This is a genomic window from Lachnotalea glycerini (assembly GCF_003201285.1).
GTDB lineage: Bacteria > Bacillota > Clostridia > Lachnospirales > Lachnospiraceae > Lachnotalea > Lachnotalea glycerini.
Window position 1 is genome coordinate 224,784 of record NZ_QICS01000004.1, and the last position, 16,585, is coordinate 241,368.

The following is a 16,585-nucleotide window of genomic DNA, read 5'->3' on the forward strand; positions in this document are numbered from 1 at the left end:
GTTGATTTATATGCTAAGCAATTGATACATGTAGTGAAATACTAGCTATGTAACATCCTATGTTACATATGCACAGGATAAGTGCTTGTTTGTAGTTGGCTGTTGATATATACTAATAGCAACAAAACGAAAGGGGTACCGAAATGGAAATAGGTATTAAAATATCCCAAGCAAGACGTGAACAAGGAATCACACAAGTAGAGCTGGCAGAAAAAATGTCAGTAACAAGACAGACAGTATCCCGCTGGGAATCCGGAGTGGCTTATCCTGATATAGAGAAAGTAGTAGATATCGCTGAAATCCTTCATGTATCATGTGACTATCTTTTAATGACAGATTCCAACATGAGGAATGAAGATCCCATCAATGAAAATAAAGGTAATCTAGCTTCGTTCACTTCTGTTACGAGATTGCTCACTACATTGGAAAGAAAAACAGTTCGCATGTCCTTTTATGATAATGAAGAGGATATGGATGCATCAAATGTAATCTGTAAAGTTGAGGGCTTTGAAGGAAATTGGATAAGGGTAATAATTATGAAAAAGAAGGAAGAACGAAAAAAGATTATTGCGCTTTCGTCAATACTGTCCTTTGAAATTGTAGATGAGGAGGATTCGTAAATGGAATATATATATGGAATATGGGCCTTTTTAGGTTTCCTTGCCTTTTTACAAGTTAGTAGCTTGTCAACCAAGCAGAAGCGAATGGAAAGACGTGAAAATGATGATTCTCAGGTAAGAAGTAGTATGAAAGACGATATGAAGATGATATTGACTCCATATGTTGGAAAAGAAGTAATATTTGACTTTTATGAAGATGAAGAAGATTTAGACATGGTCAACACTAACAAAAATAAATTTATCCTTTTAGATGTTGATGAAAAATGGGCCTTAATTAGAATTGAGAGCACAAGAAAAACAGTGAATAAGTTGATACGAATTTCTTCTGTCAAGGGAGTGTCTTTCAATGGATAGATTTGTTTTGAAATCAGCAAAGTAGCAGCATTTAATAGCGCTAAAACAGGGAGCTACCAGCTATCAAGCGATAATTCTCCCTGCTTTATTATATTTTGGATGAAACAGTAAATTAAGATCTCCTATTTTATTAGCACTTCTTCCTTACACTGTCCATCTATTCTTATCAAATTATTTATTTTCCAAAGTTAAACCAGTTAATATTGAACAGGTATCCATTTTGCCCTGTATATTTTAGGTATAAGTCATGTTTTCCACTTGCGCCGCTGACATTACACGTTACATTAACCCAATTCTCCCAACCATTGGTTCCTGAAATTGAGCATGTTCCAACTAAGGATCCGGTAATGCTGTCAAGTCTTAGTTCAATATTACCTCCGTTGGTGGCACTGGATACTCTAGCCTGGAAGCTTGTCGCATTACTGTCAAAATTAACGTTTTTATAAACAGTGTAATCACCATTCTCTATATATCCTACGTACTCTCCACCTTCAGAGCAATTAACGTTTTGAGTTCCCGACTGGTTGTCATAGTTCTCTGCTTCTATCCTTGAATATGCATCGACTGAATCCGTAGAGGTGATTTCTCCCAAGTCACCTACAAAGGTGGTAATACTTTGAGCCGGAAGCTGTGCATCAAATGAGCCTCCTGATACATTAATGGATGAGCCGGATGCCATACTTTGGCTGCTGCTGGTTGTATATGTAGATAGTTTTGATACTGATCCATTCTGTATGTTAAACTTTTGGCTTACCGCAGAGGTACCTGTATTGACTGCGACTATAACCGCCTTATTGTCACCTGTATAGGCCGAAACATAAACATTTGTATTTGGATTCGCTGTTGCATCAACTCTATTGTAACCAGGGCGAATAAATTTTGCAAATTGACCAAGTACATATGCTCTCTTATAGATTGTACCTGAGGAAGAAGCCAAACCATTGGGCCAGGTTATCCACCAATATACATAAGCATTCATGTTTCCTGTTACCATACAATCATGAATTTCTTTACCCATTTTCATCAGGTTGTCCGTATTGTCATTATCATAATAATGTTCTGTCATCCAGAGTTCTTTTCCAGCTGCCTTTTGTTGGAAAAGAGGATAAGAAAATTCACTAAGCTGAGTGCCATAAAGATGAAGACCTAACACATCCAAATTATTAAGAGCCGCAGAATCATTTAAAATAGGATTGGACATATCTTTACGGTATTGAAATGACTCAGGTGCCATTACCTTACAATTAATTGATCCAGCATTATTTTTCATAAAGTTGAGCATTTCCTGCGAAGTCCACCATGTCCAATCATTCGCATAATCTGGTTCATTTTGTACAGAAATAGCATAAAGATTGACACCATTATCTTTCATGTATTTAACGTAAGCATTGAGATATTGTACATATTCATCATATTTATCGTATTTGAGACGTTTCGCATCAGAATCACCGCTCTTAGTAAAGCTTTCCTGCATATAGGCAGGAGGATTCCATGGTGAAGCAAATACGATAGCTCCATTTGCACTTGCCTTTTTGGCATTTGAAAGCTCGGATGCCCATGCACTGTAGTTACCTGATTTCCATTTGTCACCTATTCCTTCTTCAATACGCAGTCTTAAGATGCTGTATCCAAGATCACTATAAAGAGAATTCATTACGGTATCATTGATAGTGCCGCACCAGGCACTTGATGCACCAAATCCGGTTATTTTCTGCTTTGTACCCGCCAGATTTATTGTCGCACTTCCGGCAGCTGAAACCTCAGAAATAGGTACTTCAAATATTAGTGATAATGTAATGATGCAGATTAATAATATACTAATTTGTTTTTTTATACTTTTTAACATAGTTAGCCCTCCCATTAATATTCTATCTGTTTATACTATACTTTTGCTTTATACGGGGAAATCAGTATAATACCCAGTCGCTTTTTCGTAACCCCCCTATTTGTCTTTTAGCACTGAACCCTGTCTTAAAGATTCAGGCTAACATCTATCATAGCCCCCACCCTCCTTTTTACATTAGTTTGTAAATTTTTAGAGTATTATGAACAACCTGTTAATTATGAAATAACAGCTCATCTATTCTAAAAAAATCAAACTGATCTTTTGCACCCCTTTTTGCTGTATTGTGACAAATTTCGACAATATCTCGGTAAATATTAGTCTATAAACATAATCATATCATAATTTTTACAAATTAAAAAGAATTATTCCTCGACATAATTTTACACTATTTTACATCAGTCACTTTCACCCGAACAAGCAGTTACGCTGAATGGAATTCTATCTATTCGTATAATTACAGATTGAAATAAAATCTTCTACGATTACAGCCATTTCTTCTGGTGATTTCTGCACGCTGTCGTTTAGCCAAAGAATAAGGATGCGCATAAACCCGCCAGAACTAAATGCTAAAGCATACTGAATACTTTCTTTGGAAAAAGGCGTACTATCTCCCTTTACCACGTCAAAAGCGGGTGGCAAAAGCGCATCAACCTTTGTGAGAAAAAGTGGGAGTAGTTGATGGCGGTTTACGAGTGAGAGAAAGTCTAAATGCCTTAACATCACTGTAAAAAATACTCTAGCAATATTGGGCAAAGTTAAGTCTGCTTGTTGTATGATAAGTGCTCTATATTCTAACCATATTTTATAGAAGCAGCCTTCAATAATTTCATCTTTTGATGAGTAATTACGATAAAATGTTCGTCTGGAAAGCCCAGCATAATCCGTAATCTCTTGTATCGTTATTTCTTGATAATTTTCTGTCTGCATTAATTTAAGCAGGGTGTTTTCCATCCACAGTTTTGACTTGTTAGACACTGGATTTCCTTTATTTTTACAGGACATAATAATTCCTCCCCTATCGTCACATTTTTTCTAATGTGTAGCTATTATATCGAAATGATTGACTTCATTACGTCAACTATTATAATAGATATTGCCGATCGACACAAGTGTGACAATAGAAGGAGGACAATTTTATGTTTACTATGAATTTTATCGTATGGATGTTTCCAGTTATTTTTATGATCCACGATTTTGAAGAAATTATTATGGCAGAGGTTTGGGGATGTCGCTATAGAAAAGAGATCAGCGAAGTTTGGCCTAATAGGCAACCATTTGGATTAAATAATATGCACTTTTACAAAACACCAGGTATTTCCATCGCAGTAGAAGTTGAGTTTTTACTCTTTTCGCTGATCAGTTTGTTTTCCGTTATATTTCAAAGTTATTTTCTTTGGTATAGTGGTTTCTTAGGGATTACGTTACATCTGGTTTTTGTCCATATGTTGCTTTGTATCCGATTTAGAAACTATGTGCCAGGAGTAATCACATCGATTATTTTTATACTGCCGAATGTCTGGATCTTATATTTAGCTCAAACGATTATACGCTATGATATGAGAACAATTCTGCTATCCTGCTTGTTGGGAATTATTTTGATCATCATTTTGATACCGATGCTACACAAAGCCATGGGCTTGTGGTCTAAATGGCTTCAAAAATATTCGAAAACACAAACGAAAGAATAAACTATAAACAGTACCCTCTAGCCGCTAAGGGGATACTTCGCTCTATGGTGGCGTAAGAAAAATTACCCCCCCGGAGGCTTGTAAAGATATGCTTGAATACGTATACTTTTAGAAAATAAACGAAGGAGTTAAGTATGAAAAAGCGTATTTTATTATTAGGGCTACTGTTTGTTGCAGGAATTTTTTCTTTGATAGGTTGTGGAGGCAAAGAAAAGGTGAAAATTGCAGAGACTACAGAAACACCTGAAACTAAAATTCTTAAGGTATCGGAGGCATTTTCAATTGAAAATCTGAATCCTCATCAGGATTATCAGGGTTGGTATACATCTATTTATGGATTGACGCAGTCGTTGTTTCAAATAAATGAGCAGTCCGCAGTTGTACCTGTTCTTGCAGAAAACACAGAAGTAGAAGGCAATGTATGGACGATTACCATAAAAGAGGCAGCTAGTTTTTCAAATGGAACTCCTGTTACGTCTGAAATGGTAATTCGTAATTTACAAAAAGCAGGAACGATGAATGCCAGATTTACTTATTTTACCAAGTATACGTATGAAGTGGTTGATGATAAGACATTTAAGATAGTAACAGGAGAACCGTATCCAACTTTATTAAATGATTTAGCAAGCCCGGAACTTGCAATTGTTGACTTAGATGAAAGTGGTGATATGGCTACGCAGTTAGTTGCAACTGGTCCATTTGTTGTATCCACGTTTGAACCAGGTGGGACGATTACAGTAGAAAAAAATCAGCAATACTGGGATGGAGCGGTGCAATTAGATGGCGCAGAATTCTACTACATGCCAGAATCAAGCACTTCTTTACTTGCAATGCAAAATGGGGAGATTGATACTTATACAAGTGTTACAGCAGATGCAGCAAAAACATTGGAGCAAGAACAGGATCGATACCAATTGTCAACAGTATCAGCTACCAGACTTCAGTTTTATATTTTAAATCAAAACAGATTAAGTGATAGCGTGAGAAAGGCTATTAACTTAACCGTAGATTCATCTGATATAGAAAAGTATTTAAATGGTTCTGTATCAGCAACAGTTGGGCCTTTTAGCAGTAAAGCTGCATATGGACAGGTAACCAAAGATTCAGTAGATATCAATGCAGCAAAACTACTTTTGGAAGAAGAAGGTTATATTTTAAATAGCTCGGGATATTATGAAAAAGATGGACAGGTTTTGACTGTGAATGTTGCTTATTATGCAGCCAGAAGTCTGGATACAGTAGCTGCTTTAATGCAAGAACAATTGAAAGAAATTGGAATCAAGGCAGAACTTACTTTGGAAGAAGATCCTGACGCTACCTATATTCAAACAGGAGATTTTGATATTGGATTATACTGTATGATTGCAGATAAAGCTGGTGACCCTTATTATTTTATCAGTTGCACATTGGCACAGGATGCGCCCTATAACTGCGGTGGTTTTTCAAATCAAGAAGCGCAACATTTAATTGAAGAATTGCAGTATGAAGCAGATGTGGAGAAGCGTGCAGAGCTGGCAAATCAAATTATTCAGATTGCTATCGATGAAAATGCATTTGGGTATATAGCCTTGTTTAATAAAACAACAGCTATGGTAACAGGGGTATCCAATGTGAATGAAAATAGTCCATTTGATTTCTACTTCCTGAATGCAGAAACAAATATGGAGTAATCATAAGTAAAAGAGCAGAGCCAGCTTGGGGTTGTGTTCTAAATGAAATGGAGTTTACAATGAAATTTTATATCTTGAAAAGATTACTGTATCTGATACCGATCATGATTGGTATCACTTTTCTCTCCTTTTTACTATTATATCTTGCACCAGGGGATCCTGCCCAGCGAAAGCTCACCGCCCAAACAGCAGTAACCAGTGATGTGCTGGAACAGACCAGAGAAGAAATGGGTCTTAACAGACCGTTTTTGGTTCAGTATAAAGATTGGTTTTTGAATATGCTTCAAGGTGATCTGGGTGTTTCCTATAAGGATGGAAGTCCTGTTATCGTAAAGCTTACAAAAGGTATGAAATATACAGGGATACTAGCTTTTAGTTCGTTTTTACTTTCTGTAGTCATTTCTATACCGTTAGGAATCTATGCAGCAGTGAAAAAGGACAAGTTGCCGGATTCTATTATTAAAGTATTTTGTTTTGCAGGCAATTCTTTAGCTAACTTTTTGGTTGCAGTTGCTTTGATATACTTTTTTTGCATTCAGACAAATTTATTTCCAATCATTGCAAAGGGAAATGCACAGGGGCTATTTCTCCCAACATTATCGCTCTCCATACCATTTATGAGTCGGTTAATCACACAAACAAGAGCTGCAGTGCTTGAGCAGTTGGAACAACCTTATGTGGCAGCAGCCAGAGCCCGCGGGATGAAAGAAATTTATATTTTATTTAAAAATGTGTTACATAATTCTATGATATCCATTACAACCGTTTTAGGACTTGCAATAGGTACCTTGTTAGGAGGTAGTGTTGTGACAGAACGTATATTTATGTGGCCGGGAATTGGTAAACTGGTTATGGATTCTATTCAGGCAAGAGATTATCCAGTTATTCAGGGATTTGTCATGATAATGACAGGCATTTATATAATTGTTAATCTATTGGTAGATATTAGTTATCATTTTTTAGACCCAAGGGTAAAGGAGTAGAATATGTTTCACTTACAAAACAATAGGAAAAAGAGAAAGCTTCTTGTATTATTCTTTTTTCTTTTTTCTCTGATATTATTAAGTTTGTGCGATACTCTTTTTCTGGCAAATGACCCAAATAAGACAAATGCTGGCTATATGATGGCCGCCCCAAGTTCGCATTTTCCTTTTGGAACGGATAGGCTGGGAAGGTGTATTTATTCCAGAGTTTTAGCAGGAGCCAAAACTACCATTTTATCTTCACTGATTCTGGTTCTCATTACTATGGTACTTGGAACGTTTCTAGGTATACTAGCGGGGTATTATGGTGGAATTTGGGATTTTATTATTATGCGTATCGCAGATATTATGCTTGCATTTCCACAAATGGTACTTGCAATTGCCGTGGCAGGAATTCTTGGAGGAAGCATGATTAATGCGATGATTGCTCTGGGAATTGCAGGTTGGACTTTGTACGCCAGACTGGCAAGAGGAAAGGTACTTTCGCTAAAAAATGAAGAATTTATTTATGCTGCAAGACTAGGTGGAAATTCGAATACAAGAATTATGTTCGTTCATGTACTTCCAAATCTGGTTGGAGAATTGATAGTAAATGCTTCTATTCAGATTGGGTCAGTCATGCTTGGATTTGCTGGTTTGTCTTATTTAGGACTAGGCGTACAGGTGCCTAAAGCAGAATGGGGGTCTATGGTAAGTGAAGGACTATCTTATATGCAACAGGCACCTTGGGCTGTGTTAGCTCCAGGATTGGCATTGTTTCTTACTGTAGTTATATTTAATTTATTTGGAGAGGCACTAAGTGATTATATGGGGATAAGGAAAACAGAAGATGGAGAATAGTGTTTTATCAATTTTTAATTTGTACGTAAGCTACGGGAAAAAAGCAGTTGTTGAAGATGTAAATTTAGAACTCAAACAAGGAGAAATTCTTGGAATTGCAGGAGAGAGCGGAAGCGGAAAAAGTACACTCTTAAAAGCTATTCTTCCAATTTCATCTTCGGATATGACAATCAATCAGGGAAGTATTTGTCTGAAAAATACAGAAATAAGCAATTGTTCAACAAAAGACTTAAGAATCTTGCGAGGCCGAAAGATTGGAATGATTTTTCAAAATCCAAAAGCCTCTTTTAATCCTATTCGTAAGTTTCGCAATCAGTTTATAGAAACCTTAAAAAGTCATGGAAAATATAACAAAGATCAATTTGAAGAACAAATTTTTTCTGTTTTTCAAAAATTAAGCTTGAGCGATGCAAAGAGAATCCTTGACAGTTATCCTTATGAAATGAGTGGTGGTATGAATCAGAGAATAGCTATTGCCCTGGCAGTTATGTTAGAGCCAGAAATATTACTGGCAGACGAGCCAACAAGTGCATTGGACAGTATGTCAAAATCGTTGGTCATGGATGAACTGATTCGACTTCGTGATGAATTTCATATGTCGATTATTCTTGTTACACACGATATGCATGTAGTATCCAAAATAGCGGATTCCATAGCTATTATGAAGCAGGGAAAAATTGTTGAAATGGGATTGGTAAAAGATGTTATAGCAAATCCGAAAGAGAAATATACCAAGTCACTTTTACAGGCGGTACCGCAAATTAATATCAGGTATGTAGAGGAATGTGAAAATACTGAAAATCCTATGCTTGTATTAGATAAGATTTGTAAAGAATTTCATAATCATACTGGTGTGTTGCAGGCAGTCAGCCAGATAGATTTACAGTTGAAATCTGGAGAAATACTTGGTATTGTAGGTGAAAGTGGAAGTGGAAAAAGTACCTTATTAAAATTAATTGCTGGATTAGAAAAAGCATCCCTTGGCGTTATGACATGTAGAGAAAAAGATATGTTAGGCAAGAGAAAAAAAGAAGATTTACGTAATATCCAGATGGTGTTTCAAAATGCAGTGGATTCTTTTAATCCAAAACATAAAATCAAACAGGCAATCAGTGAAAGTCTCAAAAATCTGTGTGGGATGAAAAGCCGGCAATCGCGGGAAGAGAAAATAAGTGAGCTAATGGATTTGGTAGGCTTAGATCAAACCTTGGCAAATCGCTATCCAAGAAAACTAAGTGGAGGCCAATGCCAGCGTGCTGCCATAGCACGAGCAATTGCAGTACAACCAGAGATATTACTTTGTGATGAAATTACAAGTGCACTGGATGTTTCGGTGCAGGCGGAAATCATTCAGCTTTTACTTAGACTTTCAAAAGAAAGAAAGTTGGCAATTATTTTTGTTTCCCATGATATAGCCTTAGTCACTCATATGTGTAAAAGAATTATGGTCATGAAAAACGGAAAATGCATAGAAGAGGGACTAACGCAAAATTTGATAGAACAACCAAAAGAAGAGTATACAAAACAACTGATTTCTGTGTTTTTATAAGTAATGAGCTTTTCTGTATTGGCTGGGTGTAATATGATGTATTTCTTTAAAAGATTCAGTAAACTTACTTGGACTATCATATCCACACATATGAGCAATGTTTTTAATGCTGAATTCGTCACTTGCAAGCATCAACAAAGCCCTTTTCATCTTTTCTACTCTAATATAATGATTTATTGTCATTCCGAAATATTGTTTAAAGCAACGATGTAATTTGCTTACGCTGAAAGCCTCGGATAAAGCTAAGCTTTCAACAGTAGGAGTCTGTAATATATCTTTGTCAAGAATAGCTTTTATATTCCATAATTTTTGTTCATTCTCCCAGGTTATATGGTATCTTCGATTAAAATGGATAGTCGATATAAATTGCATATTTTTATACAATATAGTAAATAATTCACCTATCTTACACTCATAGTTAAACAAAGGAAGAATACCATTTCTTGCTGCCCACTTCGTTTGCTCAAGAACCAGTGTGATATCAGGCGTATTACAAATATAATTGCTATGTGATTTTAACTTACCGATGAAATCTTCACAGTCAGTTATATGAGTATTTAATAATCTGTATAAATATTCCTCAAATACAAGAATACAAGTGCAACAGGTATGAATATGTGCTGGAAATGTTATTTTATAAGGTTTTAAAGGATTGGTAATGATGTGATTAATGGGGCTAAGATGATATGCTTTGACTCCCTTTTGGGTGAAAGTTACGTCACCACAATCCACACACCAGATTAAGAAGCATGGGCGATCAATATTCATTGTGTAAGTCAGTGTTTTAGTTGGTGTAAACCACATGCTTGAAACGAAAAGTCCGGTCGACGGTTGAATTTGAGTAATCCAACCATCACTGCTTTTCGTTCCAAAATAAAAGGATTTTCCGTTACCCATTTTACGCTCTGTCATATTAAAATGCAATGCCATTGATTCGAATCCATTCCTATACTCATCTGTATGCATAACAATTCTCCTAACATTTAATCAATATAATCGAATGAATCATAACATATATAAATTTTATAATCAAATAAAACGATTCCTAAATTGGACAATACTACACCAAAATGAACAATAAAATAAAGAGAAGTGATAGAAAAAGCTATTAAAAATGGCGAGTGTATGTATTTATGGCTCAGATCAACATCTGCTTCGCTTTTTTCTTCTATTGACAGTGAAACACTGCAATGATATACTTTCCGAGTTAGTCAATGCTAACCAAATAAATCAGAATTAGCATTCGATCATATTTATATTGATTACATATTACAGGAGGAAACATATGAAAAGTAATTTAATGAAAAGATATCTAATCATGAGCTGTGTCGTTTTATTAGGGGGAATGGGGTTAACAGGCTGCCAGAAAGAAAGTGTAAATTCAACACAAACTAATACGGAAGTTACAACACAAACAAGTACAGATTCAACCGAAGATAAGGATATAGAACAAGGAACTAGTAAGATTGTATCAACCGTTATGGGGGATGTGGAAGTACCGGTTAATCCTCAAAGGATTGTTGTGAATTGGTATCTTGGCGACGTTGTCACATTAGGGATTAAGCCTGTTGCAATATATGGTTGGATACAAGAATCTATGCCGTTTTATGATATGGTAAAAGAGATACCGGCTATTGAGACTTGGGACAAGGAAGAGATATTAACATATGAACCAGATTTAATTATAACGTATGATCAGGAAGATTTTGATAAGTTTTCTCAGATTGCCCCTGTTATCGTAGTTCCTGAATCTGTGACATCTGTAGAGCGTATCGAATTTTTAGGTGAAGTAACGGGACATGAGGCAGAAGCGAAAGAGGCTATAAGCACATTTGAACAGAAATTAGAAGAAGCGAAAGAATTACTTACATCAGCGGAGTTTTCGGAAAAAACATTTAGTATTTTATCAGACTGGGGAAGCAATTCCTATGGGATCTATTATGAATCGGATTCTAGAGGTGGTACCCTGCTCCATCATTATCTTAATTTGAAGCAACCAGAAAGTTTAACGAAACTGATTGAGGACTCAGGGGAAGGAAGAGGTTCCGTATCCTATGAAGTAGCCGCTGATTATTTTGGAGACTATGTATTATGGTTCTTAGTTGACGAAAATGAATCAGAATATGCGCAAACTGAAATATGGAACAATATTCCTGCAGTGAAAGAAGGAAATATAATAGAAATACCTGCATCATTTCTTGGTTTATTCTATTTTTCAGATGTTGCTAGTATGTCTGCACAAATGGATTATATTATAGATAAACTAAATGATGTCGTTGAAAATAAATAAGACAAAATACAAAAGGAGGTCATGACACTGGAACATTTTCAAAGCCTTCATCCAATGTCATTGACTTCACAAAGAGGATTTCTAAATGATAGTAAAAAGAGATATAACAAAACGTAATAAAAAGCGTAAAATTAAGTTTTCACTCTATATGTTATTAGGAATTTGTTTCTTGGCGATATCCTTTTTTTGTTCCATATCCTATGGTGCTGCTGACATGAATTTAAAGGTAGCCTGGGGTGCTGTATTTCAATTTAATGAAACTATAATGGAGCATCAAATCATTCGCACCCTTCGCTTTCCAAGAACAGTTGCTGACATAATTGTAGGAAGCAGTCTGGCAGTAGCCGGAGCGATTATGCAAGGAACGACAAGAAACCCGCTGGCAGACTCAGGGCTTATGGGGATTAGTTCAGGAGCTACCTTTGCTATGGCAATTTGTCTCGCTTTTTTTCCTGGTAGAACCTATGGTGAAACCATGTTATATACTTGCCTTGGAGCTGCCTTGGCAACTTTTATGACATACTTTTTTGCTAGTGTGGGTAAAAAAAGTATGTCACCTCAAAAACTGGTATTGGCAGGGCTGTCTATTTCTATGCTATTTAGTGCACTTACCTCTTATATTGCAATAAAATATAACATAGGACAGGATTTAACTTATTGGACAGCAGGCGGAACGGCCAGTGCAAAATGGAGGGAACTTGCTATGACGGCACCAGTATATTTATTAAGTGTAGCAATCGCAGTAACGTTTTCACCATCTATCACAGTTCTTAGTTTGGGTGAAGAAGTAGCAACAGGGCTTGGTATTAAAACGAATTTGGTGAAAGGAATCTCAACAGTTGTTGTTTTTCTATTAACGGGTGTGTCTGTGGTTATTGTTGGTCCTATTGGATTTGTAGGTCTTTTAGTTCCTCATATCATGCGCTTTTTCGTAGGTGTGGATTATCGCTATATCATTCCAAGCTGTGCCCTGTATGGAGCTGTTTTTTTAGTTGGGGCTGATATATTTGGACGATTCATTAATAAACCATTTGAAACTCCTCTTGGTATTATTTTTGCAGTAATTGGAGTACCCTTCTTTCTTTATATTGCTAGAAAACAGAGGAGGGAGTTTGAATGAAAAAGCAAAGATATACGATGAAAAATGGCATCATGATTATTGCAGTTATGTTCTTACTTTGTATTTTAATCGGTGTTTTTAGTATGTATGTTGGAAAAATGAATCTGTCTCCAATGGAAGTGTTCCAAACAATAGTTGGAAACGGTACTAAGAAGCAAAATCTTATTGTTTTTGATTTTCGATTACCAAGAATTACATTGGCCATTTTAGTAGGTATTGGTATGGGAGTATCGGGTATTATTATGCAAAGTCTGCTTAGAAATGATATGGCTAGTCCGGGAACCTTGGGAATCAGTTCGGGATCAGGCTTACTTGTCTTGGTATATGTAGTGATGTTTTCAACCAGTGGAGCTTCATCAAAATATCTATTGCCGTTATTAGCATTTGCAGGAGGTATTACAGCGGCAATATTGATTTTCATATTATCCTATCGGCGAGGACGGGATATTTCACCCACGAGTCTAATATTAACGGGTGTTGCATTGGGCAATGGATATAGTGCACTATCATTAATGATTACACTTAAGCTGGATAAAACGCAGATGGAATTTGCCCAAAGGTGGAGCGCAGGAAGTCTATGGGGGGATCATTGGGATTACTTAAAAATTTTAGCACCATGGACGTTGCTGTTTGTGGGCTATGCATTTTATAAATCCCGAATGATTAATACCCTGCATCTTGGCAATCAAACAGCGATAGGCCTTGGGTTAGCAGTAAAAAAGGAATTTACAGGATTACTTGTTGCTGCAATTGCATTGTCTTCTGGCAGCGTGGCGCTAGGTGGTAATTTCTTTTTTGTTGGAATGATATGCCCTCATATGTCAAGAAAATTAGTTGGACCAAATCATAAGTTATTAATTCCAGCTTCCGGTTTTTGCGGAGCAATTGTTGTATTGTTGGCAGATACCATTACAAGAACGATAAGTTTTGGTGCAGATATACCAACAGGTATTATTATTACTGTGTTAAGTATACCTTATTTTTTATATTTACTTAGCAAATCATGAGGATGCAATTACAGCAAATCAACAAATCGGAGGTAATATATGAATAGTATCATGACAGATAAATTAGATATCGCCTATGAGGAGGCGTTAATTGTAAAACAATTAAATATGAAAGTTCCTCATGGAAAAATTACATCCATTATTGGAGCAAATGGATGCGGTAAATCCACGGTACTAAAAGCAGTAGGGCGTGTTTTAAAACCGAAACAAGGTACGGTGTATTTGAATGGTGAAGATATTAAAAAGCTGACAACCAAAGAGGTCGCAAAAAAAATGGCTATTTTGCCACAGACACCTACAGCGCCTAGTGGTTTAACCGTAGGCCAATTAGTAGCATATGGAAGATTTCCTCATCAAAAAGGTTTTGGTAAGCTAACGGATGAAGATAAAAAAATTGTAGAGTGGGCAATCCATGTAACAAAATTGGATGAGTATAAGGATAGAGAAGTAGATACGTTATCAGGCGGTCAAAGACAAAGGGTATGGATAGCCATGGCACTGGCACAGAAAGCGGATCAAATTTTATTAGATGAACCGACTACATATTTAGATATGTCTCATCAGCTTGAAATTTTAGAATTATTATATGATTTAAATCGTAATCAAGGATGTACCATTGTAATGGTATTGCATGACTTAAATTTAGCAGCCCGATTTTCGGATCATATGATAGCAATTTCCAAGGGAAATATAATTAAAGCAGGAAATCCGATGGAAGTGATGACATCGCATGTTTTAAAAGAAGTATTTAATATTGATGCCAAAATAGTAGAAGAAAGTGAAACAGGCCGTCCGATTTGTATCACATATAAATTATTGAGAGGAGTAAGTTGAAATGAATACATGCATAAAAGTAATAAAAGATGCAAAAAAGTATTGGATTTACATATTGATTGGCATGCTTGCGGTATCCATTTCAACCATTTTACAGCTTTATTCACCGTGGGTGTTAAAAGAGTTTACCGAATTAGCGACGAATGGTGATAGGGATATTGTGAAGAAATCTTTTTATATGGGATCCATTTTATTATTCACTTATATCATTCGAGGAATATGCTCGTTTCTGAAAGGTTATTTTACTCATTATGGCGCTTATCATTATGTTGCAGATACAAGGAAAAAATTATATGATAAAGTACAAAATCTTTCTTTGGGTTACTTTAATGATAAGCAGACTGGGCAAATTGTAAGTAGAATATTAAATGATGTTGTAAATGCAGAATTACTGATAGCTCACGTAATACCGGATCTGATCGTGAACGCACTTATGTTTTTGGGTGTAGCCATCATGTTGTTTTATATTGATGTTAAATTGGCACTTGCAAGCTTAATATCAATACCATTTTTAATGTATGCAAATATGACGTATTCTAAATATGTTTTACCTTTGTGGAGAGAAAATCAGGAAACGATTGGTGAACTCAGTGGATCATTACAAGATAATTTATCAGGGATAAAGGAAATACAAATTTTTAATAAACAAGAATATGAAGCAAAAAAGATTGGGAACTTAGCGAAAAAGCAAACCAATGTATTTTTAAGAGCAACCAAATCAAGCGAGATATTTCATCCTTCCATTACTTTTCTAAGTTCGATTGGTTCAGTTATTGTTATTATTTATGGGGGATATTTAAATTCCATTGGAGAAGTTTCTGTTGCAGATATCGTCGGTTTTATAACCTATTTAAACTTATTTTATCAGCCAATCAATAATCTTTCTGGTGTGAATGAACAAATTAATAATGCAATAGCTGGCTGTGAGAGAGTATTTGAGGTGTTAGAAGAACAATCCGCAGTGAAAGAAATAAATAATCCGACAGGAATGGAAAATATTAAAGGCAATATTGAATTAAATAATATTTCTTTCCATTATAATGAAGATATACCAATACTAAAACATATTAACTTAACAATTTCTGCTGGTCAAAGCGTTGCCTTTGTAGGAACAACAGGAGTAGGCAAAACTACCATAAGCAGCCTTTTAAATCGATTCTATGATCCTATAAAAGGAAAAATATATATAGATGGGTATGATATAAAAGAGGTATCACTTAGAAGCCTTAGAGATAATATTAGTATGGTATTGCAGGACACTTTTTTATTTCATGGTACGGTGTATGATAATATTGCATATGGTTATGAACATGCAAGTAAAGAGGAAATTGAAAGAGCAGCAAAAGCAGCAAAAGCCCATGAATTTATTATTGATTTAGAACAAGGTTATGATACGGTAATTGGAGAGAGAGGAACTCGCCTTTCAGGAGGTCAGAAACAAAGAATATCCATTGCAAGAGCTATACTTAGAGATACTCCGATTTTAATCTTAGATGAGGCTACATCTTCACTGGATACCAAAACGGAACAGGAAATACAGGAAGCATTAGAAAAGCTTAGTAGAAATAGAACAACAATTATCATTGCGCATCGGTTATCGACTGTTAAAAAAGTGGATAAAATTGTCGTACTTGATCAATGTGAGATTGCTGAAATGGGAACCCATGAAGAGCTTCTTAATAAAAACGGTATCTATGCTAAGTTATATCCGAAATCATTAGATAAAATGCAAAACAAACATTCTTTGTGCTATTAATCGAAACAAGTTGAAAAGGACAGCTTAT

General features: G+C 35.7%; 15 protein-coding genes. 12 read left to right on the forward strand and 3 right to left on the reverse strand.

All coding sequences use genetic code 11. The annotated features are described in order from the left end of the window. The first annotated feature begins 143 nt into the window (after positions 1–143). Together C8E03_RS10720 and C8E03_RS10725 are read left to right on the forward strand one after the other, a co-directional pair. Entirely contained in the window at positions 144–620 is a 477-nt protein-coding gene (locus tag C8E03_RS10720; protein WP_094378498.1) for a helix-turn-helix domain-containing protein, read from the forward strand. Further along, a complete protein-coding gene (locus tag C8E03_RS10725) occupies positions 621–974 on the forward strand; it encodes a hypothetical protein (protein WP_094378496.1) in 354 nt (117 codons plus the stop codon). It begins immediately after the preceding gene. A 175-nt stretch (positions 975–1,149) separates the two neighbouring features. On the opposite strand, the gene C8E03_RS10730 is transcribed toward C8E03_RS10725, so the two are convergent. Together C8E03_RS10730 and C8E03_RS10735 are read right to left on the reverse strand one after the other, a co-directional pair. Then, the gene (locus C8E03_RS10730) at positions 1,150–2,820 is read right to left on the reverse strand and encodes a carbohydrate-binding protein (RefSeq protein WP_110291043.1); all 1,671 of its coding nucleotides are present in this window, start codon (positions 2,818–2,820) and stop codon (positions 1,150–1,152) included. Between the two features lie 438 nt (positions 2,821–3,258). Then, positions 3,259–3,822 carry a TetR/AcrR family transcriptional regulator gene (locus C8E03_RS10735; protein WP_110291044.1) on the reverse strand — a complete coding sequence of 188 codons (564 nt, stop codon included), beginning with the start codon at positions 3,820–3,822 and terminating at the stop codon, positions 3,259–3,261. Positions 3,823–3,956: 134 nt separating this feature from the next. On the opposite strand from C8E03_RS10735, the gene C8E03_RS10740 reads away from it, so the two are divergent. The 5 genes from C8E03_RS10740 (at position 3,957) to C8E03_RS10760 (ending at position 9,550) form a co-directional block, all read left to right on the forward strand. Further along, positions 3,957–4,508: an HXXEE domain-containing protein gene (locus C8E03_RS10740; protein ID WP_094378488.1), complete on the forward strand. Its 552-nt coding sequence runs from the start codon at positions 3,957–3,959 to the stop codon at positions 4,506–4,508. Positions 4,509–4,642: 134 nt separating this feature from the next. After that, the gene (locus C8E03_RS10745; protein ID WP_110291045.1) at positions 4,643–6,178 is read left to right on the forward strand and encodes an ABC transporter substrate-binding protein; all 1,536 of its coding nucleotides are present in this window, start codon (positions 4,643–4,645) and stop codon (positions 6,176–6,178) included. Positions 6,179–6,237: 59 nt separating this feature from the next. Further along, positions 6,238–7,161, forward strand: coding sequence for an ABC transporter permease (locus C8E03_RS10750; RefSeq protein ID WP_110291046.1), 924 nt, complete (start codon positions 6,238–6,240; stop codon positions 7,159–7,161). A gap of 3 nt (positions 7,162–7,164) precedes the next feature. Then, positions 7,165–8,001 (forward strand): ABC transporter permease, encoded by an 837-nt coding sequence (locus C8E03_RS10755; protein ID WP_094378483.1) that lies wholly within the window; start codon positions 7,165–7,167, stop codon positions 7,999–8,001. Continuing rightward, positions 7,991–9,550, forward strand: a complete 1,560-nt coding sequence (locus tag C8E03_RS10760) for an ABC transporter ATP-binding protein (protein ID WP_110291047.1) — start codon at positions 7,991–7,993, stop codon at positions 9,548–9,550. Before C8E03_RS10755 ends, C8E03_RS10760 begins: the two co-directional genes overlap by 11 nt. On the opposite strand, the gene C8E03_RS10765 is transcribed toward C8E03_RS10760, so the two are convergent. After that, the gene (locus C8E03_RS10765; protein WP_110291048.1) at positions 9,545–10,516 is read right to left on the reverse strand and encodes a helix-turn-helix transcriptional regulator; all 972 of its coding nucleotides are present in this window, start codon (positions 10,514–10,516) and stop codon (positions 9,545–9,547) included. The genes C8E03_RS10760 and C8E03_RS10765 overlap by 6 nt on opposite strands. 319 nt (positions 10,517–10,835) lie before the next feature. Here C8E03_RS10765 and C8E03_RS10770 point away from each other — a divergent pair, with 319 nt between their 5' ends. From C8E03_RS10770 to C8E03_RS10790, 5 genes are all read left to right on the forward strand, one after another. Then, complete coding sequence (locus C8E03_RS10770; protein WP_110291049.1) at positions 10,836–11,840, forward strand: ABC transporter substrate-binding protein; 1,005 nt, start codon at positions 10,836–10,838, stop codon at positions 11,838–11,840. A gap of 85 nt (positions 11,841–11,925) precedes the next feature. Further along, positions 11,926–12,960 (forward strand): FecCD family ABC transporter permease, encoded by a 1,035-nt coding sequence (locus tag C8E03_RS10775; protein WP_110291050.1) that lies wholly within the window; start codon positions 11,926–11,928, stop codon positions 12,958–12,960. Continuing rightward, positions 12,957–13,967: a FecCD family ABC transporter permease gene (locus C8E03_RS10780; RefSeq protein WP_094378476.1), complete on the forward strand. Its 1,011-nt coding sequence runs from the start codon at positions 12,957–12,959 to the stop codon at positions 13,965–13,967. The genes C8E03_RS10775 and C8E03_RS10780 overlap by 4 nt, the downstream gene beginning before the upstream one ends. Before the next feature lie 39 nt (positions 13,968–14,006). Further along, a complete protein-coding gene (locus C8E03_RS10785) occupies positions 14,007–14,801 on the forward strand; it encodes an ABC transporter ATP-binding protein (RefSeq protein WP_094378475.1) in 795 nt (264 codons plus the stop codon). 1 nt (position 14,802) lies between these two features. After that, entirely contained in the window at positions 14,803–16,557 is a 1,755-nt protein-coding gene (locus C8E03_RS10790; RefSeq protein ID WP_094378474.1) for an ABC transporter ATP-binding protein, read from the forward strand. Positions 16,558–16,585 lie beyond the last annotated feature (28 nt).

Bases quoted from the DNA above. Each gene is read 5' to 3' on its own strand.
- C8E03_RS10740 (WP_094378488.1), top strand. From the start codon at position 3,957: ATGTTTACTATGAATTTTATCGTATGGATGTTTCCAGTTATTTTTATG.
- C8E03_RS10775 (WP_110291050.1), top strand. From the start codon at position 11,926: ATGATAGTAAAAAGAGATATAACAAAACGTAATAAAAAGCGTAAAATT.
- C8E03_RS10745 (WP_110291045.1), top strand. From the start codon at position 4,643: ATGAAAAAGCGTATTTTATTATTAGGGCTACTGTTTGTTGCAGGAATT.
- C8E03_RS10765 (WP_110291048.1), bottom strand. From the start codon at position 10,516: ATGCATACAGATGAGTATAGGAATGGATTCGAATCAATGGCATTGCAT.
- C8E03_RS10780 (WP_094378476.1), top strand. From the start codon at position 12,957: ATGAAAAAGCAAAGATATACGATGAAAAATGGCATCATGATTATTGCA.
- C8E03_RS10720 (WP_094378498.1), top strand. From the start codon at position 144: ATGGAAATAGGTATTAAAATATCCCAAGCAAGACGTGAACAAGGAATC.
- C8E03_RS10770 (WP_110291049.1), top strand. From the start codon at position 10,836: ATGAAAAGTAATTTAATGAAAAGATATCTAATCATGAGCTGTGTCGTT.
- C8E03_RS10785 (WP_094378475.1), top strand. From the start codon at position 14,007: ATGAATAGTATCATGACAGATAAATTAGATATCGCCTATGAGGAGGCG.
- C8E03_RS10750 (WP_110291046.1), top strand. From the start codon at position 6,238: ATGAAATTTTATATCTTGAAAAGATTACTGTATCTGATACCGATCATG.
- C8E03_RS10725 (WP_094378496.1), top strand. From the start codon at position 621: ATGGAATATATATATGGAATATGGGCCTTTTTAGGTTTCCTTGCCTTT.
- C8E03_RS10730 (WP_110291043.1), bottom strand. From the start codon at position 2,820: ATGTTAAAAAGTATAAAAAAACAAATTAGTATATTATTAATCTGCATC.
- C8E03_RS10735 (WP_110291044.1), bottom strand. From the start codon at position 3,822: ATGTCCTGTAAAAATAAAGGAAATCCAGTGTCTAACAAGTCAAAACTG.
- C8E03_RS10790 (WP_094378474.1), top strand. From the start codon at position 14,803: ATGAATACATGCATAAAAGTAATAAAAGATGCAAAAAAGTATTGGATT.
- C8E03_RS10760 (WP_110291047.1), top strand. From the start codon at position 7,991: ATGGAGAATAGTGTTTTATCAATTTTTAATTTGTACGTAAGCTACGGG.
- C8E03_RS10755 (WP_094378483.1), top strand. From the start codon at position 7,165: ATGTTTCACTTACAAAACAATAGGAAAAAGAGAAAGCTTCTTGTATTA.